Raw genomic sequence first — 24,055 nt, forward strand, 5'->3', positions numbered from 1 at the left:
ACGTAAAAATATGAACAGAAGTAGTTTAGCACAGAAAAGTATTGTCACACTTATTGCCGTGGCTTTTTTAGGATTTTATTCCTGTAAAGAGAATTCAAAGAAGGAAACAGCTGAGGAATCTGCCACCGAGGTGGTAGCAGAAGATGAGCCTAAACCGGACATTAAGCTTTCTTTGGCACAATGGTCCATACACAAAATGATCTTTGAAGAAGGCGTTGATCCCTACACGTTTGCGGAAAAAGCAAGCAAATGGGGGTTTGAAGGCTTGGAATACGTGAGTGCCCTATACTATAAAGAACTGCAAGCAGCCAATTTTTCTGAAGAAGCCATGAGCCACTGGGTGGAAAAAAGTAAGGCCGAGAGTGAAAAATATGGTCTAAAAAACCTTTTAATCATGGTGGACGGACAGGGCGACATCGCGGTTCCTGATGAAGCTGAAAGAACAAAAGCCGTGGAAAACCACTATAAATGGGTAGATGCAGCTGCTGCTCTGGGCTGCCATTCCATTCGCGTTAACCTTAACGGAAGCATGGAACCCGAAGTATGGATGCCAGCTTCGGTGGCCGGACTAAAGCAATTGGCCACGTACGCCAAGGACAAGAACATCAATATAATAGTGGAAAATCACGGAGGACCATCTTCCAATGCGGAAATGCTGGCCGAGGTAATGGAAAAAGTAGGTATGGAGAATTGTGGGACACTGCCGGATTTTGGAAATTTCTGTATCAAAAGGGAAGAAGGAGACTATTATTCGTCCAAATGTTTGGAAGAGTATGACAAATATAAAGGTGTAAAAGAATTGATGCCCTACGCCAAAGGGGTGAGCGCGAAGTCCTACAATTTTGATGAGAATGGTAATGAAACCGTCATTGATTTTGAAAGACTCATGGATATTGTTATCGAGGCTGGATACGAAGGTTATGTGGGAGTGGAGTACGAAGGCTCTGAACTTAGCGAAGAAGAAGGAATATTGGCAACCAAGAAACTTTTGGAAAAAGTACTGGAATAATTATCCTACTAAATATAAATGGGTAGATGAAGGGATTTTTACAACAGCTCTTCGATTACAATTTTTATTGTAACAAAAAAATAATTGAACAATGCAGTGGTCCGGGCCAGGTTCCGGACAACTGCATTAGACTTTTTAGTCATATACTCAATGCCCATCATATTTGGAACCAAAGGATACTGGAATCCCCAACTGAATTTGGAGTCTGGGACCTGCATAAGGTAGATATATGGGAAGACATTCATTACGAAAATCAACGAACTTCCTTTGAAATTGTATCCAGCACGGATACTTTTGATAAACGAGTGGAATATACCAACAGCACAGGAAAGAATTTTTCAAATAAACTGGAGGACATCCTGTTTCATATCATCAATCATTCCACGCACCATCGAGGGCAAATTATGATGGAGTTGAGAAATGCGGGGATAGTGCCCGAGCCTTTGGACTATGTGCATTACAAACGATAATTACTAATTTTTGAATACCAACAATGAATATTAAGACCAAATTCCAACTATCCTTTATGATGTTCCTCGAGTTTTTTATCTGGGGAGGTTGGTTTGTTACCTTGGGAACATTCCTAGGGAATAATCTAGAAGCAACTGCAGGGCAGTCATCAATGGCTTTTTCCACACAATCTTGGGGCGCTATCATAGCCCCGTTCATTATAGGACTGATTGCCGACAGATATTTTAATGCCGAACGAATTTTAGGAGTACTGCACCTTATTGGTGCTTTTTTAATGTACCAGATGTATCAGTCGGAGGATTTTGTTGCTTTCTACCCCTATGTGTTGGGATACATGATTTTGTATATGCCAACATTGGCTTTGGTGAATTCCATTTCCTTTAATCAAATGAAAGACCCGGCAAAGGAGTTTTCGAACATCCGTGTGTTTGGAACCATTGGGTGGATTGTTGCGGGATTGGTAATAAGCTACCTTTTTGTTTGGGACTCTCCAGAAGCCTTGGAAGCGGGAATGCTTAAAAATACATTTTTAATGGCCGGAATTGCCTCGGCAGTTTTGGGACTTTTCAGCTTTACTTTGCCAAAGACCCCACCAAAAGTGGACAAAAGCGAAAAAGTGACCATTTCTGATGTGTTGGGACTTGAAGCATTGAAACTCTTGAAGAACAAAAATTTCTTGGTGTTCTTTATCTCATCGGTATTGATTTGTATCCCATTGGCTTTCTATTATCAAAACGCCAATCCGTTCTTGGCAGAAATAGGGTTGCCAAATCCAACCGGTAAAATGGCCATAGGCCAAATTTCCGAAGCACTTTTTATCCTCGCACTACCTTTCTTTTTTACCAGATTTGGATTTAAGAAGACCATATTGGTAGGTATGTTGGCCTGGACTGTTCGTTACCTGCTTTTTGCCTATGGTAATGCGGATGAATTGTCGTTTATGTTGATTCTTGGAATTGCACTGCACGGAATTTGTTATGATTTCTTCTTTGTATCCGGGCAGATTTACACGGATACCAAAGCTGGAGAAAAGTACAAGAGTGCCGCTCAAGGGTTGATCACATTGGCTACTTATGGAGTGGGAATGCTCATAGGTTTCTGGATTGCAGGACAAATTACAGATTCACTTACCATGAAAGACGGTGCCCATGCTTGGGAGAGTATCTGGATTTATCCAGCAGCGTTCGCGGCAGTCGTATTTATCCTATTTGCACTAATATTCAAGAACGAGAAAGTCGAATATAAATCTTAGGCAACCGAGAATGCACATGCTCGGACATCCTTTGATTCAATATGATAAAAACAAGAAGTGACATAAGATTTATAGATTAAACCACAATTAACCGAAACAAACATGAAAAACGTAAACAAGAATCAGCTATTTCTAGCAGCCTGTATATCGCTGGTGGTCACATCCATGACCTTTGCCATTAGGGCTGGTATATTGACCCAATTAGGGGAGGAGTTCATGCTTTCCAATCAACAATTGGGTTGGATAAACAGTATGGGCTTTTTTGGATTCCCCATTGCCATGATCTTTGGCGGATTGCTCTACAATAAAATCGGAGCACGTAAACTTATGGTAACGGCTTTTGTCTGCCATATGCTTGGGTTGATCCTAACTATGATGGCAGGAGGTTTTTGGACACTGATTATATCCACCTTCTTTATTGGCTTCGCCAATGGTTCGGTGGAAGCGGCCTGTAATCCAATGATCGCCGATATGTTCACCAAGAACAGGACGGCGATGCTGAACAGGTTCCACGTATGGTTCCCTGGAGGAATTGTAATCGGCTCACTTATCTCCAAGTTTATGACCGACTTTGGAATGGGTTGGCAATTACAGATTGCGGTAATGTTGATACCTACGCTTATTTACGGATATATGTTCTTTAAGCAACAGTTTCCAGAAAGCGAACATATCGAAACGGATACCACCAAGAACATCAAAGGTCTTGCAGACCCCTTGTTTATTTTTATCATGTTGTGTATGACCCTCACTGCAATTTCAGAATTTGGCCCTCAACAATGGGTGGAACGAATTTTGGGTAATTCTGGGGCTAGTCCAATGCTGGTCTTGGCCATGGTGACAGGTATTATGGCGATAGGCCGATATTTTGCCGGGCCCATTGTACATAGGCTCAATCCCATCGGGGTTTTGGTGATGTCCGCCTTGATCACAACAGCCGCAGTTTATAGTATGAGTGTTGCCGAAGGCTCCATGATTTATTTGGCAGCCGTTCTTTTTGCGTTGGGAGTTTGTTATTTTTGGCCTACCATGATAGGGTTTACCTCGGAATATCTTCCAAAAACAGGGGCATTGGGAATGTCCTTGGTAGGGGGTGCGGGAATGTTCTCCACGGCCATTTGGCAACCGGTAATCGGTGGGTGGTTGGACACTGCAAAAGAAACGGCAGTTTCATCTGGACTTGCCGATGAGGTGGCGGAATTGGCAGCAGGAAAGGCAACCTTAGGGAAAATGATGTTTTTTCCGTTGGCAGTGTTGATTCTGTTTTCCATTTTGTTCGTGTTCCGTAAGAAATTGGAAGAAAGAAGAGTGCCGCAGGGCCATACAGAAGAAGTAGTATAATTAGAAAAAAAACAATAAAAATGCCTAAAAAGATTAGACTTGGAATTCTCGGAGGAGGAGGGGATTCGCTTATTGGTGTGCTGCACAGGGTGGCAGCCTTCATTAATGATAATTACGAGATTGTTGGTGCTGTGTTTAACCCAGACCATAATGAAAGTATAGCCTTTGCCAAGGAAATTGATATTCCAACCAATCGTATCTATAAAGATTTTGATACGTTGATAGAAGAAGAAATGAAGCTTCCAGAAGACGAACGTATTCAAGTTTGTTCTATTCTTACGCCCAACTTTTTGCACTTTCCCATGGCAAAAAAGCTGTTGGACAACGGTTTCCACGTCATTTGTGAAAAACCGATGACCACCACATATGAAGAGGCTAAAATTCTTCAAGAGACCCTTAAAGAGGTCAAAAAGGTATTTGCTGTAACGCACACTTACACAGGTTATCCCATGGTGCGCCAAATGCGCGAGATGATAAAGGACGGTGTTATTGGGAAAGTACACAAAGTTGATGCACAATATTATCAAGGTTGGATGAACCCCATTATCCACGATAAGGAAAAGAGAGGAACCGTATGGAGGCTCGACCCCAAAAAAGCGGGAATCAGTTCCTGTATGGGAGATATCGGTGTACACGCCTTTAACATGATAGAATACACCACCGGTCTGCAGGTGCAATCCTTGCTTTGCGACTTCAACTACATGTACGATGACAATGTGATGGACATGGATGGTACCGCCCTTATACGTATGGACAAGAACGTAAAAGGAGTCATTAGGGCAAGTCAAGTGGCCACTGGAGAGGAAAACAATCTGACCATAGCCATTTACGGTGAAAAAGGAGGGTTGAAATGGGAACAGGAAAACCCCAATTATCTATACAAATTGAACGACCCCGAACCGTTGCAGGTATACAAGCCAGGACATGAGTATAATTCCAAACTGTCTTTGGACGGAACAAAGTTGCCCCCTGGGCACCCAGAAGGTATTTTTGATTCCATGGCCAATATCTATTTAGGCGTGGCAAGAGCCATTCGCGGGGAAGAATACAATGATGGTGAATTCCCTACCATGATGGATGGTGTACGCGGTCTGAACTTTATAGAGAACACGGTAGCATCCCACAAGCAAGGGAACATTTGGGTGGACATGGATTAAACCTGACCCCGTTCAAAAAAGCATAGATAATGGCTGCCGATTGGCAGCCATTATTTTTTGTACAGCATCTCAAACTGCTCAAAGACCACAATCATACTCTCGGTAGGCCTGGCCCCTAAGTCAGATAGTTCCCGGGTATAATACTCCCAATGGACCTTTTTCCAATGATCCAGACTTTTATCTCCTTCACCCTCCAAACGGGCATGCTCTTCCCTGATGCTGAAGTAGGGAAGAAGCTTAACAGCAGTGGTTCGTATAATACATTTGGCATCGCCACTCCAGTCCGTAACCACATAAAAATCCCCGATTTTGGGCAAAGCTTCATTGCGGAGCTGTATTCCTTTTAGCGAGTGTGTGGTGGCCCTTTTGGTCTCTTTACAGATTAAATCAGCACACAGGTCCGCATCCTTTTCATTATCGCAAAAGTGGATGGTCTTGGGCGCATCCTCAGAAGCAAACTCCAAATGGGCATCCAAAAAATCGCCCCACAGATTTCGGGCTGAAGTATTTTCCATAAGTAGGGTTTTTAGGCAAATTTATTTTGTTTGAACTGTTGCGCAGCATGGTTTGCGGCCCTGGCCGTAAAGGCCATATAGGTCAGAGAAGGGTTTACGCAACTGGATGAGGTCATAAAAGCCCCATCGGTAACATATACATTGGGAACCGCATGCAATTGGTTGTGCTTGTTCAGTACAGATGTTTTGGGGTCGCGGCCCATACGGGCACCTCCCATTTCGTGAATGCCCAGACCGGGACCGGTTTCCCTGTCGTATGTGGAAATGTTTTTAAAGCCCGCCGCTTTCAACATTGCCACGCCCTCCTCTTTAATGGCCTCCCGCATCTTATATTCGTTCTCCTTGAATTCAACATCAAAATCCAGTTGGGGCAGTCCCCATTGATCTTTTTTGTCCTTGCTCAATGTTACCCGATTGTCGTGATAAGGTAGCATTTCTCCAAAGCCGCTTAATCCAATTTCCCAGCCTCCAGGTTGTAATATAGCCTCCTTAAGTGCCTTGCCGTATCCCATTTCCGCTACCATTTCCGACCAATCGCCCCTGTTGGCGCCACCTTGATACCCAAAACCCCGAAGAAAATCTGGGCGTTTGGTTTTCTCGTCCAAATTAACAAACCTCGGGATATAGACCCCGTTGGGTCTTCTGCCCTTGTAGTATTTATCCAAATGTCCATCGACCTTGGCAGATGCGCCCAATTGGTAGTGATGGTCCATGATGTTTCTCCCTAGCTGGTCATGCTCGTTCCCCATTCCATTTGGAAACCTGTTGGATTTAGATTGTAGTAGAATACCCACCGATGCCATGGAAGAGGCACAAAGAAATACAATCTTACTGTTGAACTCCAGTTTTTCGTGTGTCACGGCATCTATGATTTTTACGCCAGTCGCCTGGTTCCGATCTTCATCATAGACTACTTCGTGGACAATCGAATTTGGTCTCAAGGTCAGGTTTCCGGTTCTTTCCGCAGCGGGCAATGTTGATGAGTTACTACTGAAATAACCGCCAAAAGGGCATCCTCTCCAACAACGGCTACGGTATTGGCAAGGCCCTCGACCTTTAAAGTCGGTTGTGTTTTCTGTAATATGGGCGGCGCGCCCAATAGTGAGCAGGCGACCATCATCAAACTTTTTGCTGAGCGACTCTTGGAGTTCCTTTTCAACACAGTTGAGTTCCATGGGGGGCTGAAAAATTCCATCGGGCAGTTGTTTGAGTCCCAAAGCCTGGCCGCTAACGCCTATGTAGGATTCAACCTTGTCGTACCATGGGGCAATATCTTTGTAGCGTACCGGCCAATCCACTGCAATGCCTTCTTTCTCGTTTGCCTCAAAATCAATATCGCTCCATCTGTAGCTCTGTCTGCCCCAGGTAAGGGACCTTCCCCCGACTTGGTAGCCCCGAATCCAATCAAAACGTTTGGTCTCTTGGTAAGGGTGTTCCAAATCGTTCACAAAAAAGTGTTTTACGTCTTCTTTGGGCGCCCACCCGACCCTAAGTTGTTTATGATATTTTTCTTTGTCCTCACGGGAAAGCTCCCCTTTAAAGTTATAATCCCACGAATCATCGTTCATGGTTTTATAATCTTCGATATGCTTTACCATGGGACCTCGTTCCAACACCAATACGTTGAGTCCGTTTTCGCATAATTCCTTTGCGGCCCAACCGCCACTTATGCCCGTTCCTACAACAATGGCATCATAAACTTTGTTTTCAATCACTTTAATGTTATTTTAATTGTTAGCTAATTCCTATATTTATGTTTTTCTACATGAGACCTAAAAATAGCATAGTTTTTTTCTTAAATATAAAAGATAAATCCCAATTTATTCGGGATTTCCTAATTCCTTAAATTTTAACTAAATGAAGACAATTAAAGGACCGGCCGTATTCCTGGCGCAATTTGTGGACAACCAACCTCCGTTCAATACTTTGGATGGTATGTGCAAATGGGCTTCAGATCTTGGATACAAAGGGATTCAGATACCAACTTGGGAATCCTTCCTGATAGATTTGGACAAAGCGGCCGAAAGCCAAGATTACTGTGATGAGCTCAAAGGAAAAGTAAATTCTTATGGTTTGGAGATTACCGAGCTCTCCACGCACTTGCAAGGGCAATTGGTAGCGGTGCATCCTGCCTATGATATCATGTTCGATAACTTCGCTCCCGAAGCATTGCACGGAAAGCCAAAAGAGCGCACAAAATGGGCGATAGAAACCGTTAAAAAAGCTGCTACGGCAAGCCGAAGACTTGGACTTAAGGCCCATGCCACATTTTCAGGTTCCTTGCTTTGGCACACCGCTCACCCATGGCCGCAAAGACCGGCTGGATTGGTAGAGATGGGTTTTGAAGAGCTGGCCAATAGGTGGATGCCCATCCTTAATCATTTTGATGAAGAAGGCGTGGATGTATGTTATGAAATCCACCCAGGAGAAGACCTGCATGATGGTGATACTTTTGAACGCTTTTTGGAAGCTACCGGCAACCACAAAAGAGTGAATATTTTGTACGACCCGAGTCACTTCGTACTTCAGCAGTTGGATTATATTACCTACATTGACCACTATCATGAGTTTATAAAATCTTTTCACGTGAAGGATTCCGAATTTAATCCAACTGGGAAAAAAGGAGCCTTTGGCGGTTACAACGATTGGGGGGATAGAGCAGGCAGATACCGTTCTTTGGGGGATGGACAAATAGATTTCAAGACCATTTTCTCCAAATTGACCCAATACGGATGTGATGTTTGGGCCGTGATGGAATGGGAGTGCTGTATTAAAAGTCCGGAGCAGGGAGCCCGCGAAGGTGCGAAATTTATCCAGGATCATATTATAGAAGCAACCACAAAAACATTTGATGATTTCGCCGGAGCGGATATCGATGAACAAAAACTTAAAAACATATTAGGATTATGAAAAAACCATTGTTGTTTATAGCTCTTGCAGCAGTATTTGCCTGTAAGGACAAACCAAAGGAAAACAAAGAAGAAGTTCAAGAAGAAATGACTGAGGTCGTTGAAGAAAAAGAACCTGAATGGACCACCCTGTTCGACGGGACAAGTTTTGACGGTTGGCACATGTACAATGGGGGAGAAGTAACCGAACCTTGGAAACTGGAAGATGGGGCCATGGTGTTTTACCCAATGGAAGAAAGACCCGAAGGAGCCAACTACAACTTGGTTACCGATGAAGAGTTTACCGATTTTGTACTGACCCTGGATTGGAAGATCGCCGAAGGAGGAAACAGTGGATTCTTTTGGGGCGTAAAAGAAGGGGAGGAATATGGCCAACCTTACGTTACCGGTCCGGAAATTCAAGTTTTGGATGACGAGAGACATCCTGATGCAAAAAATGGCGAAGATCGTTTGGCGGGATCCTTGTACGACATTGTTCCACCATCCGAAAAGACAGTAAAGCCGGCAGGGGAATGGAATTCCGTAGAATTGATGATCAATCACAAGACCAACCAAGGTCATGTGATTCAAAACGGTACCAAAATCGTTGAATTCCCGGTGGAAGGTCCAGAGTGGGATGAATTGATAGCCAACTCTAAATTTGCGGACTGGGAAGATTTTGCCGCCTTTAAAACAGGTAAAATTGGATTGCAGGACCATGGGAATGTAGTAGCATTCAGAAACATCAAGATTAAAGAGTTGTAGCATGAAAAGATTGAGATATACCTTGGGCGTAGTTGCCATGATGGCAGGTTTCTTTATCAATGCTCAGGAAGTGGAACCCACAAAACCCGAAGCGACCGAATTATATAAACCTGTTCCGCCAAAAGTGACCCCTAGTGAGAACGGGGCGCCTCCAAGCGATGCCATTGTGTTGTTCGATGGTACCTCGTTGGAGAAATGGATAAGCACCATGGACAGTACTGCCGCCAAATGGACTTTGAACAAGGACGGTAGCATGACCGTGAAGGATAGAACGGGAGACATTCAGACCAAGCAGAATTTTGGGAGCATTCAGTTGCACATTGAATGGAAATCACCTGCCGAAGTGCAACGAGATGGCCAAAATAGAGGAAATAGCGGAATCTTTCTGAACGGACTCTACGAAGTTCAAGTGTTGGATAACAATGATAACGATACCTATGTAAACGGCCAAGTCGCCTCCATTTACAAACAGCATACACCCTTGGCGATGGCCTCTGTGCCCACTGGGGAATGGAATACCTACGATATTATTTACCACGCACCCGAGTTTGAAAAAGGTCAAAAAGTAAAGTCCGGCACCCTTACCGTGATACATAATGGTGTTTTGGTGCAAGATCATGTGGAGATCAAAGGAACCACCCCTTACATTGGTTGGCCCAAAAACCCACCACATGGAAAGGGGCCGCTTAGGCTTCAGGATCATGGGGACAACAGTAGGGTGAGCTTTAGGAATATTTGGGTAAGGGAGTTGGATTAACTCCCTTTCACCATTTGCCAGATAGAATCTTTAAAGTGCCAGTAACCTATTTTGGTTACCTTTGGCAAAATTTATCATACGTCTATGATTCAATCCATGACAGGCTTTGGGAAGCATATTGTACAGCTTCCTTCCAAAAAGATTACCATAGAGCTCAAATCGCTCAATAGCAAAAGTTTGGACATCAATGCCAGGCTTCCGCAAATTTATCGCGAAAAGGAACTGGAGCTGCGTAAAATGATTGCAGGCGCTTTGGAAAGGGGAAAGGTCGATTTTAATCTTTATGTCGAAATTACAGGCGAGGAGACTACTTCGGAAGTCAATCAAGGAGTAGTTAGAAATTACATGGACCAATTGGCAAATATTGTCAATGGGGATGATATTAAACTATTGGAGATGGCCCTGCGGATGCCGGATACGTTAAAAACGGATAAGGATGATATTGATGAGGAGGAGTACAAGTCCATAATTGAAGCAATGAACGAAGCGCTTTCCAGAATAGTTGAGTTTAGGAATGAAGAAGGAAAAGTTTTGGAAGAAGACTTTGTAGCAAGGCTCAACAACTTGAACGATTTATTGGAAAAGGTGAACACCATGGATCCCGAGCGACTTGGGACAGTGCGTGAACGCTTGGAGAAAGCGGTTGCCGACCTAAAAGTGGAGCTCGATGCCAACAGGTTCGAGCAGGAACTCATCTATTATTTGGAAAAATACGATATCACAGAAGAGAAGGTCCGGTTGGCCAACCACCTGAAATATTTTGAATCGACCTTAAACTCCGATGATTCCAACGGTAAAAAATTGGGCTTTATCTCTCAGGAAATCGGAAGGGAAATCAACACCATAGGATCCAAGGCAAACTATGCACCTATGCAACAATTGGTGGTGCAAATGAAAGACGAGTTGGAAAAAATCAAAGAACAAATGCTGAATGTGTTATGACGGAAGGCGGTAAACTCATTATTTTCTCTGCACCATCCGGCAGTGGAAAAACAACCATTGTGAAACATTTGTTGAATCAACCCGAACTCAACTTGGCCTTTTCCATTTCGGCCACCTCGCGCCCGCGCAGGGGCAAGGAAAAGAATGGTGTCAACTACTATTTTATGTCCGTTTCGCAATTTAAGAGGCATATCAAGGAGGGGGACTTTTTGGAATGGGAGGAAGTGTACAGGGACAATTTTTATGGCACCCTTAAAAGCGAAGTGGAAAGACTCTGGGCAGAGGGAAAAAATGTAATTTTTGATATAGACGTATCGGGCGGACTCCGAATCAAAAAGAAATTTCCCGATAAAACATTGGCCGTGTTCGTGAAGCCGCCCAGTGTGGACGAATTGAAGATTAGGCTTAAAAAGAGAAGTACCGAAAGTGATGACAAAATCAATATGAGGATAGCAAAGGCCTCTGTGGAGCTTGCTACCGCACCTCAATTCGATAAGGTCATCAAAAACTACGATTTACCTGTCGCCTTGGACGAAGCCCATAAATTGGTGGCCGAATTCCTCGGTGTCGAGATACCTCCAAAAGAAAACTAGACCATGAAAAAGGTAGGGCTCTTTTTCGGGACCTTCAACCCCATACATATTGGTCACTTGATCATTGCGAACCATATGGTGGAGTTTTCCGATCTGGATGAGGTTTGGTTCGTTATTACCCCACAAAGTCCATTTAAGGTCAAGCAATCGCTTCTGGACAATAATCATCGGTATCAAATGGTTTTTGAGGCAGTACAGGAGTATCCCAAACTAAAGCCCAGTAAAATAGAGTTCGACCTCCCACAGCCAAACTATACGACAGATACACTGGCCCATTTGGATGACAACTACGGGAAGGACCATCGTTTTTCACTGATCATGGGAGAAGATAATTTGAAGAGTTTCCATAAATGGAAGAATTATGAAACCATTTTGGAGCACTATTCCATTCATGTCTATCCTAGGGTTTCAGAGGGCAAAGTGGAACAAGAATTTAAAGACCATCCCAAGATCACTCGGGTCGATGCCCCGATTATGGAAATTTCCTCCACCTTTATACGAAAGGCGCACAAGGCAGGTAAAAACATCCGTCCGTTATTGCCATATAAGGTTTGGAAGTATATGGATGAAATGAATTTTTATAGGTAGGCTATTGTACCTCTTTTGACAAGGTATCGGTGCCCAAATATTTATCGCCCTTGTTCATGTACCACGCTCTTGTTTTTGGCATTTTTATCCCTTCAATGGTCTCCAGTCCCTTTAAAATGATGTACTCCCCGTCATTTTTGTTTTCATCATGGTAAAACTGGTATACCTCCATGGCATAGGTGGTAGGGTCAAAGTAAAAATACCAGGTATCCTTTCCTATTTCTGCATCATAAGTCACCTTTAGAACAAGATACTCTTTGCCTTCGAATGTTTTCTTTTTAGTTTTTGGGTCCAAGTTGGTTCCTGGATCGTTCAGCTTCATGGGGAGTCCGTAGAGATACGTGTAGTAATCCTTCATAAAATTACCGCGCTCACAGCTCAGTCTGAACTGCTCGGCTTCCTTTTGGGTGTATTCTTTACTTCCGTTCAAGGTAATCTCGCAGGATGTGTCCTGGATTTGGTAGGAATACGTATGATCTCCTTGGGATACATCCAGATTAAATTCCTGTTTTGGAAAATCGACCTGAATTACACTAGTCCTTTCTGGTCGGTTCGGGGTTTCCATCACAACTTTAAAGGTGGCCTGCAAGCTTTGCCAATTTCCATTCGGATCGTGAAAAGCAATGGCTTTTTCCAAAACCTCTTCCGCTGAAACTGATTGTGAATACCCGGAGGCAGCGGATAACAGACCAAAAACAAGTAGAGCAAAACAGTATCTTTTCATCCTATTAAAATTAATGAGGACGAAAAGATACCGTTTTTATTTTTTTTCGATAGTGGCTGGTTGAACCGTACTATCATGTTCGCGATAATATTGTTCCAAAAGGTTCATCATAGCGGTTATCAAGTCCCTTGTTTCGAGCAATAGTGAGAAGTAAAGAGTGGTGTTCTTTGGGCTCGATTCCTCTGTTCTTGTTCGGGATACTTGGATGTCTATCTTTTGGGAAACCAGATCATAAAGTTCTTGCTTGGAATCCAATATGGCGCCTATTTGCTCAAAGGATTTTTCTTCGAACGCCTTTTGGGTACTGTTGAAGATTTCCTCCAATTTATGGTCGATTTCCTTGAGCTCCTTTATTTGATTGTACTTTAGCTTTTTATGATTGTTTTGAACGTGGTTGTAACTCACCTTTCCAATGTATTCCAAGGATTGGGACATATCTGTCAGGTACCCCATTATGTTTATGTAGAAGTTACTGGCTCCGATATGGGCCTCTTCCAAGTTCTTGATGAAATAAAAGGTGTGTTCCCTGAGGTCTTCTATTTCCAAGGCCAGTTTGTTTCCTTGTTTTTTGTTCTTTTTCAGGGAATCCAAAGCCTGCTTGGCAAGACCATTAATGGAGTTGGAGTAAATTTTGTTGCTACGCTTTACCACATTGGCAATGTTGGTCGCGGTTTCTTCGATAACGCCTTGTATGGAGCTACTTTCTGCTCTTCTTAAACGATCTTCGACCTTGATTTCCTTGGATTTTTTGTTATAGGAGATATAATTTCTTACCAAAAGAAGAACCGCTGCGAACAACAACATGGCTATGGCGGCACCTTTCCCAAAATTAATGAGGGACAAGACCACTCCTGAAGCAATAAAAGCGATTATGGCCGTACTGAACCATCCGGCGATTACGTTCAAAACCCCAGCGACTCGGTAAACCGCACTTTCAGCACCCCAGGCCCTATCGGCCAAAGAAGTACCCATGGCCACCATAAAGGTGACATAGGTGGTTGATAAGGGGAGTTTGTAAGATGTGGCTATGGAAATCAAGATACCGGCAACCATTAAATTGACCGAAGCCCTGATCATATCAAAAGCGGGTAATTGAAGCACTTTTTCCTTTGAAAGGTTCATAGTGGGCTTTTCAAACCGTTTATTGATTTTGTTTTGTAGGGAGTTGGGAACTATAGAAGATGCCCATGTTGACAAGTTTATGGAAAATCTTACCAGACCTCTTGATAGAAAGTTTGGCTGAAACTTTTCCTTGGCCTCACCTTCTCTGGATAAGTTTATTTCGGTATCGGCAACATATCTGGCTTTTTTGGACATCCATAAGGTGGCTACCATAATCATTCCTGATAGGAACAACAAAAGGGTAGGGGTTTCAACTGTGTTGGCCAAGATTCCCATGCTAAATTCAGAAGCATCCACTCCTGATCCCGACCATGCTATGTAGGATTGCCAAGCAGCAATGGGCACACCAATAAAGTTGACCAGGTCGTTGCCTGCAAAAGCAAGCGCCAAAGCGAACGTGCCCACCCCAATGATAACTTTGTAAATATTGACTTTGGCGAACTGTATCAGTACAAAGGACAAAATAGCCCAAAAAGCAAAATTGATAAAGCCCACCTTGTAGACCTCTGTCTCCAAATAATCTTTAATGGTTACACCTCCTATAAAACCATAAGTCTGGTCGGCAAAAGGAGTTCCCTTTATTCCTTTTAAAAGGATAAAATAAGAAATGGCGGACAGCGCGATTCCCGCAAAAACGGCCCCGACCCAATTCGCCTTTCTTTGAAATTGATACGAGAGCAATACCCTGGATACCCATTGCACAAAGGCACCAATGGAAAATGCAATCACAACTGACGAAAGTATACCTATGATTATTTCAATGGCCTTGTCCGTGTTGATGTAATGAACAATATCCGAGAAACTACCATTTACATTTGCTATTTTTAAAATTGCCATAGCAACAGCGGCCCCCAAAAGGTTGAAAACTATGGAAACAGTGGTTGATGTAGGCATTCCTATGGTATTGAAAAAGTCCAATAGCAGTATGTCAGTGATCATTACGGCCATAAAAATGAACATGATCTCATCAAAATAAAATTCACCGGGGTTAAAAATACCTTTCCTTGCAACTTCCATAAGACCGCTGGAGAAAATGGCTCCACAGGCTATGCCCACACTTGCCACGATCATGATGGTCTTGAACGATATTGCCTTGGAACCAATAGCAGAATTCAGAAAATTTACAGCATCGTTACTGACGCCAACAACAAGATCTGCAATGGCCAGAATGCCCAAGGCTACAAGGATTAAAAAGTAAATGTTGTCCATAATTAGAATTCAAAAAAATTTTTCAAATATCAAGAGAATACACTTTTGATAAGTTATGTTAAGGTTATTTTTTAGAAATGTACATCTACCTGTAGGCGGTACATCAGCTCATCCAAACCATTGTCAATATTTAAATAGCTAAGGTCTGTTTGAACCTTTAGTTTATGTCCTACAATATATTTTGATAGCCCTAATGTATATTGTTTTTGCGGATTTTTACCTGTGATTTCCATATCCAATTCAATGTTAGTGAATCGGGCCGATACCTCCCAATTATTTTTGAACAAGTAACCCGATTGCAGGTTAAGTCCATTTCCTACCTGCACAGCGTCTCCCGTAGGAGTGTTATCTGAGTTCAATGCCACGGGTTCACTGGCATCGCGATGCGCAAACTCCCCCATAAGTGAAAAGCCCCTGTATTTGAACATAAGGTCAAGGAACAGAGTATAGATGTTGGTTTCGTGGAACCCAATATCATTGGGCATATAACTTCCCATATTGCTCCTAGTTTTAACCGCGTTGTTGTTTATGTCATAAGTAGTTCCGAACATTAGCTTTGGGGTTTGCTCACGGTTGAGGTCGGCAGCCCTATAGTCTCCTTTTTTAACGAAATTCCCAAAGGGAAGCAGCTCAATTCTTGAGGTGTATTGGTGCCCTCCTAGATTACCCTGTGTAACGTTTCTTCCCTCACCTTGTGAGAATGCTAATTTTTCACGGACCAAAAACCTATTGCCCAAATAGAAATGATGTCGGAGTTGAAAGCCCATATCCCTGTCTATATTGAACCTACTGTTCAACAATGAGCGATCTACCTGTTGAAGATTTCCGGAAGAGATGACCCTTTCAATGTTGCCGGGCAACTTGGTTTGTCCAAACCAAAGTTCAAAGTTCTGGTAGAAATTCCAAATGACCACGGCATCAAGGATGTACCTTGGCGTATTGCCCGTAAACTCTGATGACCCCGACATATCCCTGTTCGACAGACCAAGCTCAATTTTGTATTTAAGTTTTGGGGAATAGGCAAAGCCGTTGAATTTGAGCCGTGCACGTCTTACCAAAAAATCCTGCTCTGGGTTGGTAAATTTACTTTGCCCTTCATCAGTCCAGCTAAAATTGGACAATAATTGCATTCTTGCTCCCACTTTCATGGACCAAGTGCTGTCTTTGCCCATAATGTTGAGCAATCCGTTGCCAAAATGCGTTGATCTAATTTCTTGAGAATAAGAAAGGTGCGTGCAAGTGAATATAAAGATAATCCCAATTAGGGTTAACTTTTTGGTATTCATTACGGTACTAGTTTTTGTCGCTGCAAATAACCGCACCCAATGTTAAGTTAACATTTCCTGTATGTTATTTTATGTATGTCATTTTAATAAAAAAGGCTACCTCTTGAAAGGTAGCCCTCAGATTTCGAAGAATAGTCGACAAAAACTAATATCCATAAAGAAATCCAATTCAAAATTGAACTTTGGAAATTTCTTTACTGTAATTTTAAGTTTAAGTAATCATTAAGCATTGTAAAGCAATGTAAAGCCCCTATGTTGGTCTATGATTTAGGTTAAACGTATATTGCACCAATAAATCATTATGAACTGGGAACAGCTACTCTCTTTAAAAAGATACGGGGACACCGGAAAACGCCTGCGGAAGGAACAGAACGAAACCCGGCTAGGGTTCGAGGTGGACTACGACCGAATCATTTTTTCATCGGCATTTAGGAGTTTACAGGACAAAACACAGGTGTTTCCAATGCCGATTGCAGTAGGCTCACAGAAGAATTTTGTGCATACCCGCCTTACGCACAGCATGGAAGTGTCCGTGGTAGGAAGAAGTTTGGGGCGTATTGCCGGACAACAGGTTTTAGCGAAGTATCCGTTCTTGTCCGAAGTTCATGGCCATCACTTTAACGATTTTGGAGCTATTGTAGCCGCCGCAGCCTTGGCCCATGATATTGGTAACCCCCCGTTTGGGCACAGTGGGGAAAAAGCCATCGGCAATTACTTTAAACAGGGCAAAGGAAAATTCTACGAAGATGTTCTCGCAGCAGAAGAGTATCAAGATTTGATTGATTTTGAAGGTAATGCCAACGGGTTTAAGTTGTTAACAGAATCCCGTGAAGGAGTGCCTGGGGGGTTGCGGTTGAGCTACGCTACTCTGGGAGCATTCATAAAGTACCCCAAAGCTTCTTTGCCAAAAAAGCCGTCGAGGAACATTGCCGATAAGAAGTTTGGTTTTTTCCAGTCCGAAAAAGAGTTTTTTAATGAATTAGTGGGGGAAATAGGTCTTTTGCCCAATCCTGCCCACCCCAAAACAGGATTTTTAAGACATCCATTGACCTATTTGGTAGAGGCAGCGGACGATATTTGCTATACAATTATCGATTTTGAGGACGGCATCAATTTGGGATTGATACCCGAGGAATATGCCTTGGAGTACCTTATCAATTTGGTAAAGGACAACATCAATACCAAAAAGTATAATGCCATGACCACCTCCAGTGATAGATTGAGCTATTTGAGGGCGCTTGCCATCAGTACCTTGATAGGAGATGCAGTAGAGGTTTTTGTAAATAACGAGGAGAAGATTCTCAATGGTGAGTTTGATGCATCTTTACTGGACAAGGGAAAGTACACAGCGCAGGTCGATGACATCATCAAATTGAGCGTGGAAAAGATATATCAATCCACCGAGGTAGTGGATAAGGAATTGGCGGGATATCGAATTATTTCGGACTTATTGGATATGTATACTACGGCCCTTATCAATGTAAAGGAGGGAGAGGATACCAATTATGACCGATTGCTCATCAAAAGTTTACCTGAAAACTATAGGAATACGGATGTGCCCATCTATAAGATATTATTGGACACCAGTTGTTTTGTGGCCAGTTTGTCCGATAGTGCCGCCGTTCATATCCATGATAAATTAACAGGTCGAAAGGTCTAAAACGAATAGAGCAGTCCTACCCCCAGTAACTGCTTAAACTGGATTTTGGCCACGCCCGGGCTTATTACGGTTCCATCCTCAGCAACTTCCTCATCAAATTTGATGTCATCATCAAAGATGATATGAGTTCCAATATTTGCATTTAGAAAGTCATTTACCTTGAGATTGAAGTTAAGTTCCCAATCCACATCTATGTTCCCAAAACTCCGCACATAATCTGTATATAGGTTGAGGCGATGGCTCATAAGAACATTGTTGGCAATTTCGGTTTCCCAAGTATTTGTCACCAAAAAACCAAGTTCCAAAAACACTCTGTCCCCGGCTTCCACACCAAAAGCGCCCTGATTGGAGAGAGCCTCATCCAACACAAAGGTAGATTTCATGGTCGCGGGTGAAATGTAAAGGTTGAACTGATCTTTTGGGGGTATGTATGATGTACCCACACCGACAAACAAATATCCAGGGGCCATAAACCTTGAAATTGGCGTATCTCTATCAGGATATTTATAACCATTGGAAAATTGCGTCCGAATGTTGGCCTTTACCGAATAGTACCAATTGGTGATGGTGTCCTTCCTAAAACTGAGCGTGGTGGAGAGTCGAATCTGGTCGTCCGTTTTGCGGAGTTTTCGTCCTTCTTGTGCATTGAGGCCATATCGAAGCTGGGCTTCATTGTTCCAACTTAGGTAGCGGAATTTATAGTTACGGGCAAAATCAGCGCTCGCAAGAGCCGAAACAGAGTTGTCTCCCCCTGCGTTCCAGTTTACAAAAGAAACTTCACTGACGTTGAGACCAAATTTGTTGACCTTTTTCCAGAAAGATGTTGGTTTGAAACGATTGTACCATATACTCAAAGGCTTTACCCGGTTCAATACCGTACGTGGGTCGGTCAGTTTTGCATTCCGGGTAAGGTATTTGAGCTTTACATCCTTAATGCGAATTATCTTAAAGCTGCCATTGGTGCTATCAATTTCAAACGCCTTTAACTGGGTCACTTGGGAATGGGCAGATAGAAAAACAGCTAGAAATAAAATTAAAAAACAGTTTAATCGCATTGGTTCAAGGTTGATTGTATGTATGTGTGTATCGTATCAAAATCTATACCAGCCATTTGGTGGGTCTCCAAGACATCGCCATGATCTACAAATTGGTCAGGAACCCCAAATATCTTTATTTGCTTTGTGAAGCCCTCTTCATTGGCAAATTCGAGTATGGCAGAACCAAGACCACCCAGCTTTGTGCCATCTTCCACGGTAATAACATGCTCGTATGTATTAAAAACAGTGCGGAGAAGATTCTTGTCCAGCGGTTTTACGAAGCGCATATCATAGTGCCCCACTTCTTCGGGCCTATCCAATTTTTGAATGAGTTCGGCAACCGTATTGCCAATATGTCCAATGGTCAGAACAGCAATTTTGGACCCATTTTTAAGACTGCGCCCAGTACCTATTTCTATGGATTCAAGATCATTTTTCCAATCTATGGTCACGCCACGACCTCGAGGGTATCTTATTGCAATCGGTCCATCCAATCCCAATTGTGCTGTGTACATTATGTTTCGTAACTCCATCTCGTTCATTGGGGAGAATATGATCAAGTTGGGAATACAGCGCAAGAAGGCCATATCAAAAACGCCATGGTGCGTAGGACCGTCCTGTCCCACCAAACCAGCCCTGTCCAAACAGAAAATTACAGGAAGTTTTTGTAGCGCAACATCGTGTATGACCTGATCATAGGCTCTTTGCAAAAAAGTAGAATAAATATTGCAAAACGGGACCAATCCCTGAGTGGCCATACCTGCGGCCAAGGTTACGGCATGTTGCTCGGCGATGCCTACATCAAAGGCGCGCTCTGGAATGTCTTCCATCATAAATTTAAGGGAGCTTCCGCTGGGCATCGCAGGGGTAATCCCAACAATTTTTTCGTTTAACTTGGCCAATTCCACAAGGGTATGTCCAAACACATCTTGATATTTGGGAGGCTGTACCTCCCCCGATTTTTTAAACCGCTCCCCAGTAATTTTATCAAATTTTCCAGGGGCATGGTACACCACTTGGTCTTCCTCGGCCTGTTTTAGCCCTTTCCCTTTTGTGGTGATAATATGAAGCAGTTTTGGACCATCAACATGTTTTAAGCGTTCCAGTTCTGTTACCAAAGCTTTTAGATCATGACCATTGATTGGTCCTGTGTAGTTGAGGTTTAGGCATTCAAAAATGTTCTCGTCCTTGGCGGTTCCAGCCTTAACATTGGTAAGGTATTTTTTTAACGCACCTACGCTTGGGTCGATTCCGATGGCGTTATCGTTCAAGACAATTAATGTGTTAACATTGGTAACGCCCAAATGGTTAAGTCCTTCAAATGCCATTCCGCTCGCAATGGAAGCATCCCCAACTACCGCAATATGTTGTTTGTTAAAGTCTTTGTTGAGTTTTGAGGCCATGGCCATGCCAAGAATAGCAGATATGGCGGTGGAGCTGTGCCCGGTCCCAAAATCGTCGTATTCGCTTTCACTTCGTTTTGGAAAACCACTGATTCCACCCAATTGTCGGTTGGTATCGAAAATTTCTTTGCGTCCCGTTAAAATTTTGTGTCCGTAAGCTTGGTGGCCCACATCCCAAATAAGTTTGTCATACGGAGCATTGAACACATAATGAAGGGCAATGGTAAGTTCCACAACCCCCAAACTTGCCCCTAGATGTCCTTCCTTGGTAGAAACAATATCAATGATAAATTCCCTCAATTCCTGAGCGAGCTTGGGCAGCTCGTCCAAGGTTAATTTTTTGAGGTCCTTAGGGGATTCGATATGTTTTAGCAGTCTTTCCAATGAATAAAAAACAAAAGTATCGATTCTCCTCAAAATTATTTTATGTGTAGCTTAGCAATCTGTTGAAAAATGACATAAAAATCGTGGAGAACCCATTTGACGACAATTATTTTATGAAAAGAGCCATGCAAGAGGCGGAAATCGCTTTTGAAAATGGGGAAGTACCTGTTGGTGCGGTCATAGTGGTGAACAACCGGATCATTGGAAGGGCTCACAACTTAACCGAGCGTTTAAAAGATGTTACCGCACATGCCGAAATGCAGGCCATTACGGCTGCATCGAACTTTTTAGGCGGAAAATACCTGCAGGGGTGTACGTTGTACGTGACCTTGGAGCCTTGCCAAATGTGCGCAGGGGCATTGTATTGGAGCCAAATCTCCAAAGTGGTTTATGGCGCTTCGGATCTGGAGCGTGGGTTTAGTGTTATGGGAGGGCATCTCCATCCCAAAACCGAGGTCGTAGGAGGTGTTATGGAAAGGGAGGCTTCAGAAATGCTCAAGCGATTCTTTATTCAACGAAGAAACCTTAACTAAAGAAAAAACCCCGGCATTGCCGAGGTTTTAAATCAAATCAAAATAAAATATTTTTATCCGATTACTTGCACGCGTGCAGCAACCACTCCTTTTCTTCCTTCTTCTTCGATGTATTCTACTTTGTCGCCTTCGTTCAATTCCACTCCGTTCAATGCTGTAACATGAACAAAGATGTCTTTTCCTGTGTCGTCGTTCGTAATGAAACCATAACCTTTGGAATCATTGAAAAATTTTACTGTACCAGTCATTAAAAAATAAATAAAATGTTAAAATACGAATGTAACTTTTTTTATGACTGATTGGATGAAATGAAGTTTAAATCTTATGAAAATTATTGATTTTCAGTCTTTTTTCGTTCTTTTTCTTGCATTTTCTTAATATTTTCCTTGGTAAGCATGTAATCTTTCATGTTTTTGACCTTGCTTTCTTTCCACAGGAAAAGCGGCATGGCCACCAAAAATAGACCAATTGTGCCTCCTCCAATGTATTTGGGTGCCTGTGGATGCCCATCTTCCAAGGAAAGACCGTAGAATATGGAGCCAAGGGAAGCGAGCATAATCAGAAAAACGATATGTTTGAGTTTTATCTTCATTGAGAGTAATTGATTAATTTTCTGCGATACGCGGTCAACATTTTTGATTTACTGATAAAGCCTTCGTACTTGCCATTTTTAATGACAGGTAAATTCCATGCACCGCTATCCTGAAATTTTTTCATTACCTGTTTCATATTGTCCGTTTCGTAGAATATAATCTCTGGCGGGGCATGCATCAAATTTTTCACAAAAACCGTGTCGTACAGTTCGGTATCGAACATCATGGGCCTTATGTCATCCAGCACAATGATTCCAATCAGTTTCTTTTCATCATCCAGCACAGGAAACAGGTTCCTTTTGGATTTGGATACGGATTGATGGAGCATTTCTCCTAAGGACATTTTAGGGTGAACTGGCTTAAAATTCTTTTCAACAACATCGTCCATTTCCATGAGTCCAAGTACCATCTGGTCCTTGTTGTGCGATAAGAGCGCTCCGATCTTGGCAAGTTCCTTGGTGTAAATGGTGTAGTCCAGGGCGTTTTTGGTTATCAAATAAGAGATTGCCGCTGTAATCATTAGAGGGACAAAGAGTTGATATCCACCTGTAATTTCTGCAATCAAGAAAATTGCGGTTAAGGGTGCGTGGATTACTCCCGCAATGAGACCTGCCATACCGATCAATGTAAAGTTGCTTTCCGAAACCGATAAACCCAACCCCAAATTGTTGATGACCTTGGCGACAACGTTGCCCAATGCACTGCCCATTACCATGGTTGGAATGAACACTCCTCCTGCTCCTCCTGCTCCTATGGTGGTCGTCATGGCAATTGCTTTAAAAATGGTGATTCCGAACAGAAGCGCTATTACTACCCAAATATTATCGGTAAAAGCATCGAAAGGTGTTGTGCCCAGAGCTTTTAAATGGTCGCCATCCAACAGATTGTTAATGAATCCGAAACCTTCACCATAGAGTGGGGGAATGGCGTACAACATGATTCCAATGGCAACACCACCTACCAAAAGTTTGTATTTGGGACTTTTCAATTTTTTGAAAAGCGATAAAATCGCAAAATACATTTTGGTAAAATAAATGGATGCAAAACCTGTGCCCACACCCAAGAGAACGTAGAAGGCCGTGTCTTCCAGTTTAAAACCTTCGGATAGGGAAAAACTGAACAATACTTCGTTTCCCAAAAAGAAATAGGAGGTAAGTACCCCTGAAATTGAAGCCAAAAGCAAAGGGAGCATGGACATCATGGTCAAATCCAACGTAAAAACTTCGACTGCAAAAATGATGGCGGCAATGGGAGACTGGAAAATGGAGGCTATGGCCCCGGCGGATGCGCAAGCGACCAAGAGCGTCCTTGTCTTTGCATCTATATGGAAAAATCGGCTCAAATTAGAACTGACCGCCGAACCGGATTTTACGGCTGGTCCCAACAAACCCACCGAACCACCGAAACCTACGGTGAGGGGAGCGGTGATCAAAGGGGTGTAAATGTCCTTGAGTTTGAGCAGCCCCCGCTTTTTGGAAAGCGAGAATATAATGGAGGAGACGGCATGTTGTAAGGGCTCTTTATGTATGAATTTTACGTAGAGGTAGACCAAGGTTAGACCTATGGTCGGAAGGATAAAGTACAGTTGGTTCTCAGAGAAAACGATTCCTTTTTTTAGAAGTGATTCAATAAAATATGTTGTGTTTTTTACGGTAACAGCGACCAATCCCGCCAAAAAACCTACGATTAGGCTCATTATCTGAATAAAGGTCCTGTTGGAGATATTTCTATATCGCCATTTTAGGAATCGGGTGAGCACTTTTTTATTGCTGTAGGGCATGGAGGTCCGTAATACCGATTAAAAGTATTAAAAAATCCCGCTTACAAAA

The 24,055-nt window shown here is 42.8% G+C and carries 23 protein-coding genes; 13 read left to right on the top strand and 10 right to left on the bottom strand.

The annotated features are described in order from the left end of the window. The first annotated feature begins 10 nt into the window (after positions 1–10). The 5 genes from K1F36_RS04710 to K1F36_RS04730 all read left to right on the top strand — a co-directional run bounded on the left by K1F36_RS04710 (position 11) and on the right by K1F36_RS04730 (position 5,227). Complete coding sequence (locus K1F36_RS04710) at positions 11–1,009, top strand: sugar phosphate isomerase/epimerase family protein (protein ID WP_220112752.1); 999 nt, start codon at positions 11–13, stop codon at positions 1,007–1,009. A gap of 26 nt (positions 1,010–1,035) precedes the next feature. Further along, a complete protein-coding gene (locus K1F36_RS04715; protein ID WP_220112753.1) occupies positions 1,036–1,479 on the top strand; it encodes a DinB family protein in 444 nt (147 codons plus the stop codon). A 23-nt stretch (positions 1,480–1,502) separates the two neighbouring features. Then, entirely contained in the window at positions 1,503–2,732 is a 1,230-nt protein-coding gene (locus tag K1F36_RS04720) for a nucleoside permease (protein WP_220112754.1), read from the top strand. Positions 2,733–2,834: 102 nt separating this feature from the next. Continuing rightward, complete coding sequence (locus K1F36_RS04725) at positions 2,835–4,070, top strand: MFS transporter (protein ID WP_220112755.1); 1,236 nt, start codon at positions 2,835–2,837, stop codon at positions 4,068–4,070. 20 nt (positions 4,071–4,090) lie between these two features. Then, on the top strand, positions 4,091–5,227 hold the full coding sequence (locus tag K1F36_RS04730) for a Gfo/Idh/MocA family protein (protein WP_220112756.1): 1,137 nt from the start codon (positions 4,091–4,093) through the stop codon (positions 5,225–5,227). 50 nt (positions 5,228–5,277) lie between these two features. Here the strand turns inward: K1F36_RS04730 and K1F36_RS04735 are convergent, their stop codons facing one another. Then, entirely contained in the window at positions 5,278–5,742 is a 465-nt protein-coding gene (locus tag K1F36_RS04735; RefSeq protein WP_220112757.1) for an ASCH domain-containing protein, read from the bottom strand. Positions 5,743–5,753: 11 nt separating this feature from the next. Beyond that, a complete protein-coding gene (locus K1F36_RS04740) occupies positions 5,754–7,457 on the bottom strand; it encodes a GMC oxidoreductase (RefSeq protein WP_220112758.1) in 1,704 nt (567 codons plus the stop codon). A 142-nt stretch (positions 7,458–7,599) separates the two neighbouring features. On the opposite strand from K1F36_RS04740, the gene K1F36_RS04745 reads away from it, so the two are divergent. The 6 genes from K1F36_RS04745 (at position 7,600) to nadD (ending at position 12,275) form a co-directional block, all read left to right on the top strand. Continuing rightward, positions 7,600–8,652 carry a sugar phosphate isomerase/epimerase family protein gene (locus K1F36_RS04745; RefSeq protein ID WP_207031427.1) on the top strand — a complete coding sequence of 351 codons (1,053 nt, stop codon included), beginning with the start codon at positions 7,600–7,602 and terminating at the stop codon, positions 8,650–8,652. Continuing rightward, a complete protein-coding gene (locus K1F36_RS04750; RefSeq protein ID WP_220112759.1) occupies positions 8,649–9,395 on the top strand; it encodes a 3-keto-disaccharide hydrolase in 747 nt (248 codons plus the stop codon). The genes K1F36_RS04745 and K1F36_RS04750 overlap by 4 nt, the downstream gene beginning before the upstream one ends. A gap of 37 nt (positions 9,396–9,432) precedes the next feature. Beyond that, positions 9,433–10,152 (top strand): 3-keto-disaccharide hydrolase, encoded by a 720-nt coding sequence (locus K1F36_RS04755; protein ID WP_417943727.1) that lies wholly within the window; start codon positions 9,433–9,435, stop codon positions 10,150–10,152. Between the two features lie 84 nt (positions 10,153–10,236). Further along, positions 10,237–11,094 (top strand): YicC/YloC family endoribonuclease, encoded by an 858-nt coding sequence (locus K1F36_RS04760; RefSeq protein WP_220112761.1) that lies wholly within the window; start codon positions 10,237–10,239, stop codon positions 11,092–11,094. After that, positions 11,091–11,687 carry a guanylate kinase gene (gene gmk / locus K1F36_RS04765; RefSeq protein WP_220112762.1) on the top strand — a complete coding sequence of 199 codons (597 nt, stop codon included), beginning with the start codon at positions 11,091–11,093 and terminating at the stop codon, positions 11,685–11,687. Before K1F36_RS04760 ends, gmk begins: the two co-directional genes overlap by 4 nt. 3 nt (positions 11,688–11,690) lie before the next feature. Further along, positions 11,691–12,275 (top strand): nicotinate (nicotinamide) nucleotide adenylyltransferase, encoded by a 585-nt coding sequence (gene nadD, locus K1F36_RS04770; RefSeq protein ID WP_220112763.1) that lies wholly within the window; start codon positions 11,691–11,693, stop codon positions 12,273–12,275. Between the two features lies 1 nt (position 12,276). On the opposite strand, the gene K1F36_RS04775 is transcribed toward nadD, so the two are convergent. From K1F36_RS04775 to K1F36_RS04785, 3 genes are all read right to left on the bottom strand, one after another. Beyond that, positions 12,277–12,999: a DUF6503 family protein gene (locus K1F36_RS04775; protein WP_220112764.1), complete on the bottom strand. Its 723-nt coding sequence runs from the start codon at positions 12,997–12,999 to the stop codon at positions 12,277–12,279. 36 nt (positions 13,000–13,035) lie between these two features. Further along, positions 13,036–15,330, bottom strand: a complete 2,295-nt coding sequence (locus tag K1F36_RS04780) for an inorganic phosphate transporter (protein WP_220112765.1) — start codon at positions 15,328–15,330, stop codon at positions 13,036–13,038. A 71-nt stretch (positions 15,331–15,401) separates the two neighbouring features. After that, the gene (locus K1F36_RS04785; protein WP_220112766.1) at positions 15,402–16,616 is read right to left on the bottom strand and encodes a porin; all 1,215 of its coding nucleotides are present in this window, start codon (positions 16,614–16,616) and stop codon (positions 15,402–15,404) included. 301 nt (positions 16,617–16,917) lie between these two features. Here K1F36_RS04785 and dgt point away from each other — a divergent pair, with 301 nt between their 5' ends. Continuing rightward, the gene (gene dgt / locus K1F36_RS04790; protein ID WP_220112767.1) at positions 16,918–18,276 is read left to right on the top strand and encodes a dGTP triphosphohydrolase; all 1,359 of its coding nucleotides are present in this window, start codon (positions 16,918–16,920) and stop codon (positions 18,274–18,276) included. Here the strand turns inward: dgt and K1F36_RS04795 are convergent. Together K1F36_RS04795 and K1F36_RS04800 are read right to left on the bottom strand one after the other, a co-directional pair. Then, positions 18,273–19,331 carry a DUF3078 domain-containing protein gene (locus tag K1F36_RS04795; protein ID WP_220112768.1) on the bottom strand — a complete coding sequence of 353 codons (1,059 nt, stop codon included), beginning with the start codon at positions 19,329–19,331 and terminating at the stop codon, positions 18,273–18,275. The genes dgt and K1F36_RS04795 overlap by 4 nt on opposite strands. Beyond that, entirely contained in the window at positions 19,322–21,133 is a 1,812-nt protein-coding gene (locus K1F36_RS04800) for a 1-deoxy-D-xylulose-5-phosphate synthase (RefSeq protein ID WP_258538937.1), read from the bottom strand. Before K1F36_RS04800 ends, K1F36_RS04795 begins: the two co-directional genes overlap by 10 nt. A 50-nt stretch (positions 21,134–21,183) precedes the next feature. Here K1F36_RS04800 and K1F36_RS04805 point away from each other — a divergent pair, with 50 nt between their 5' ends. After that, the gene (locus tag K1F36_RS04805) at positions 21,184–21,633 is read left to right on the top strand and encodes a nucleoside deaminase (protein WP_176618924.1); all 450 of its coding nucleotides are present in this window, start codon (positions 21,184–21,186) and stop codon (positions 21,631–21,633) included. 53 nt (positions 21,634–21,686) lie between these two features. Here the strand turns inward: K1F36_RS04805 and K1F36_RS04810 are convergent, their stop codons facing one another. The 3 genes from K1F36_RS04810 to K1F36_RS04820 all read right to left on the bottom strand — a co-directional run bounded on the left by K1F36_RS04810 (position 21,687) and on the right by K1F36_RS04820 (position 24,006). Beyond that, complete coding sequence (locus tag K1F36_RS04810; protein ID WP_108245446.1) at positions 21,687–21,881, bottom strand: cold-shock protein; 195 nt, start codon at positions 21,879–21,881, stop codon at positions 21,687–21,689. 83 nt (positions 21,882–21,964) lie between these two features. Next, positions 21,965–22,225, bottom strand: coding sequence for a hypothetical protein (locus K1F36_RS04815; protein WP_220112769.1), 261 nt, complete (start codon positions 22,223–22,225; stop codon positions 21,965–21,967). After that, entirely contained in the window at positions 22,222–24,006 is a 1,785-nt protein-coding gene (locus tag K1F36_RS04820; protein WP_220112770.1) for a chloride channel protein, read from the bottom strand. The genes K1F36_RS04815 and K1F36_RS04820 overlap by 4 nt, the downstream gene beginning before the upstream one ends. Positions 24,007–24,055: the final 49 nt, after the last annotated feature.

It is taken from the genome of Flagellimonas abyssi, assembly GCF_019457905.1.
Lineage (GTDB): Bacteria > Bacteroidota > Bacteroidia > Flavobacteriales > Flavobacteriaceae > Flagellimonas > Flagellimonas abyssi.

What these genes read in the sequence shown, in the direction of transcription:
- K1F36_RS04710 (WP_220112752.1), top strand. Translation starts at nt 11, where the DNA reads ATGAACAGAAGTAGTTTAGCACAGAAAAGTATTGTCACACTTATTGCC.
- K1F36_RS04715 (WP_220112753.1), top strand. Translation starts at nt 1,036, where the DNA reads ATGAAGGGATTTTTACAACAGCTCTTCGATTACAATTTTTATTGTAAC.
- K1F36_RS04720 (WP_220112754.1), top strand. Translation starts at nt 1,503, where the DNA reads ATGAATATTAAGACCAAATTCCAACTATCCTTTATGATGTTCCTCGAG.
- K1F36_RS04725 (WP_220112755.1), top strand. Translation starts at nt 2,835, where the DNA reads ATGAAAAACGTAAACAAGAATCAGCTATTTCTAGCAGCCTGTATATCG.
- K1F36_RS04730 (WP_220112756.1), top strand. Translation starts at nt 4,091, where the DNA reads ATGCCTAAAAAGATTAGACTTGGAATTCTCGGAGGAGGAGGGGATTCG.
- K1F36_RS04735 (WP_220112757.1), bottom strand. Translation starts at nt 5,742, where the DNA reads ATGGAAAATACTTCAGCCCGAAATCTGTGGGGCGATTTTTTGGATGCC.
- K1F36_RS04745 (WP_207031427.1), top strand. Translation starts at nt 7,600, where the DNA reads ATGAAGACAATTAAAGGACCGGCCGTATTCCTGGCGCAATTTGTGGAC.
- K1F36_RS04750 (WP_220112759.1), top strand. Translation starts at nt 8,649, where the DNA reads ATGAAAAAACCATTGTTGTTTATAGCTCTTGCAGCAGTATTTGCCTGT.
- K1F36_RS04755 (WP_417943727.1), top strand. Translation starts at nt 9,433, where the DNA reads ATGATGGCAGGTTTCTTTATCAATGCTCAGGAAGTGGAACCCACAAAA.
- K1F36_RS04760 (WP_220112761.1), top strand. Translation starts at nt 10,237, where the DNA reads ATGATTCAATCCATGACAGGCTTTGGGAAGCATATTGTACAGCTTCCT.
- gmk (WP_220112762.1), top strand. Translation starts at nt 11,091, where the DNA reads ATGACGGAAGGCGGTAAACTCATTATTTTCTCTGCACCATCCGGCAGT.
- nadD (WP_220112763.1), top strand. Translation starts at nt 11,691, where the DNA reads ATGAAAAAGGTAGGGCTCTTTTTCGGGACCTTCAACCCCATACATATT.
- K1F36_RS04775 (WP_220112764.1), bottom strand. Translation starts at nt 12,999, where the DNA reads ATGAAAAGATACTGTTTTGCTCTACTTGTTTTTGGTCTGTTATCCGCT.
- K1F36_RS04780 (WP_220112765.1), bottom strand. Translation starts at nt 15,330, where the DNA reads ATGGACAACATTTACTTTTTAATCCTTGTAGCCTTGGGCATTCTGGCC.
- K1F36_RS04785 (WP_220112766.1), bottom strand. Translation starts at nt 16,616, where the DNA reads ATGAATACCAAAAAGTTAACCCTAATTGGGATTATCTTTATATTCACT.
- dgt (WP_220112767.1), top strand. Translation starts at nt 16,918, where the DNA reads ATGAACTGGGAACAGCTACTCTCTTTAAAAAGATACGGGGACACCGGA.
- K1F36_RS04795 (WP_220112768.1), bottom strand. Translation starts at nt 19,331, where the DNA reads ATGCGATTAAACTGTTTTTTAATTTTATTTCTAGCTGTTTTTCTATCT.
- K1F36_RS04810 (WP_108245446.1), bottom strand. Translation starts at nt 21,881, where the DNA reads ATGACTGGTACAGTAAAATTTTTCAATGATTCCAAAGGTTATGGTTTC.
- K1F36_RS04815 (WP_220112769.1), bottom strand. Translation starts at nt 22,225, where the DNA reads ATGAAGATAAAACTCAAACATATCGTTTTTCTGATTATGCTCGCTTCC.
- K1F36_RS04820 (WP_220112770.1), bottom strand. Translation starts at nt 24,006, where the DNA reads ATGCCCTACAGCAATAAAAAAGTGCTCACCCGATTCCTAAAATGGCGA.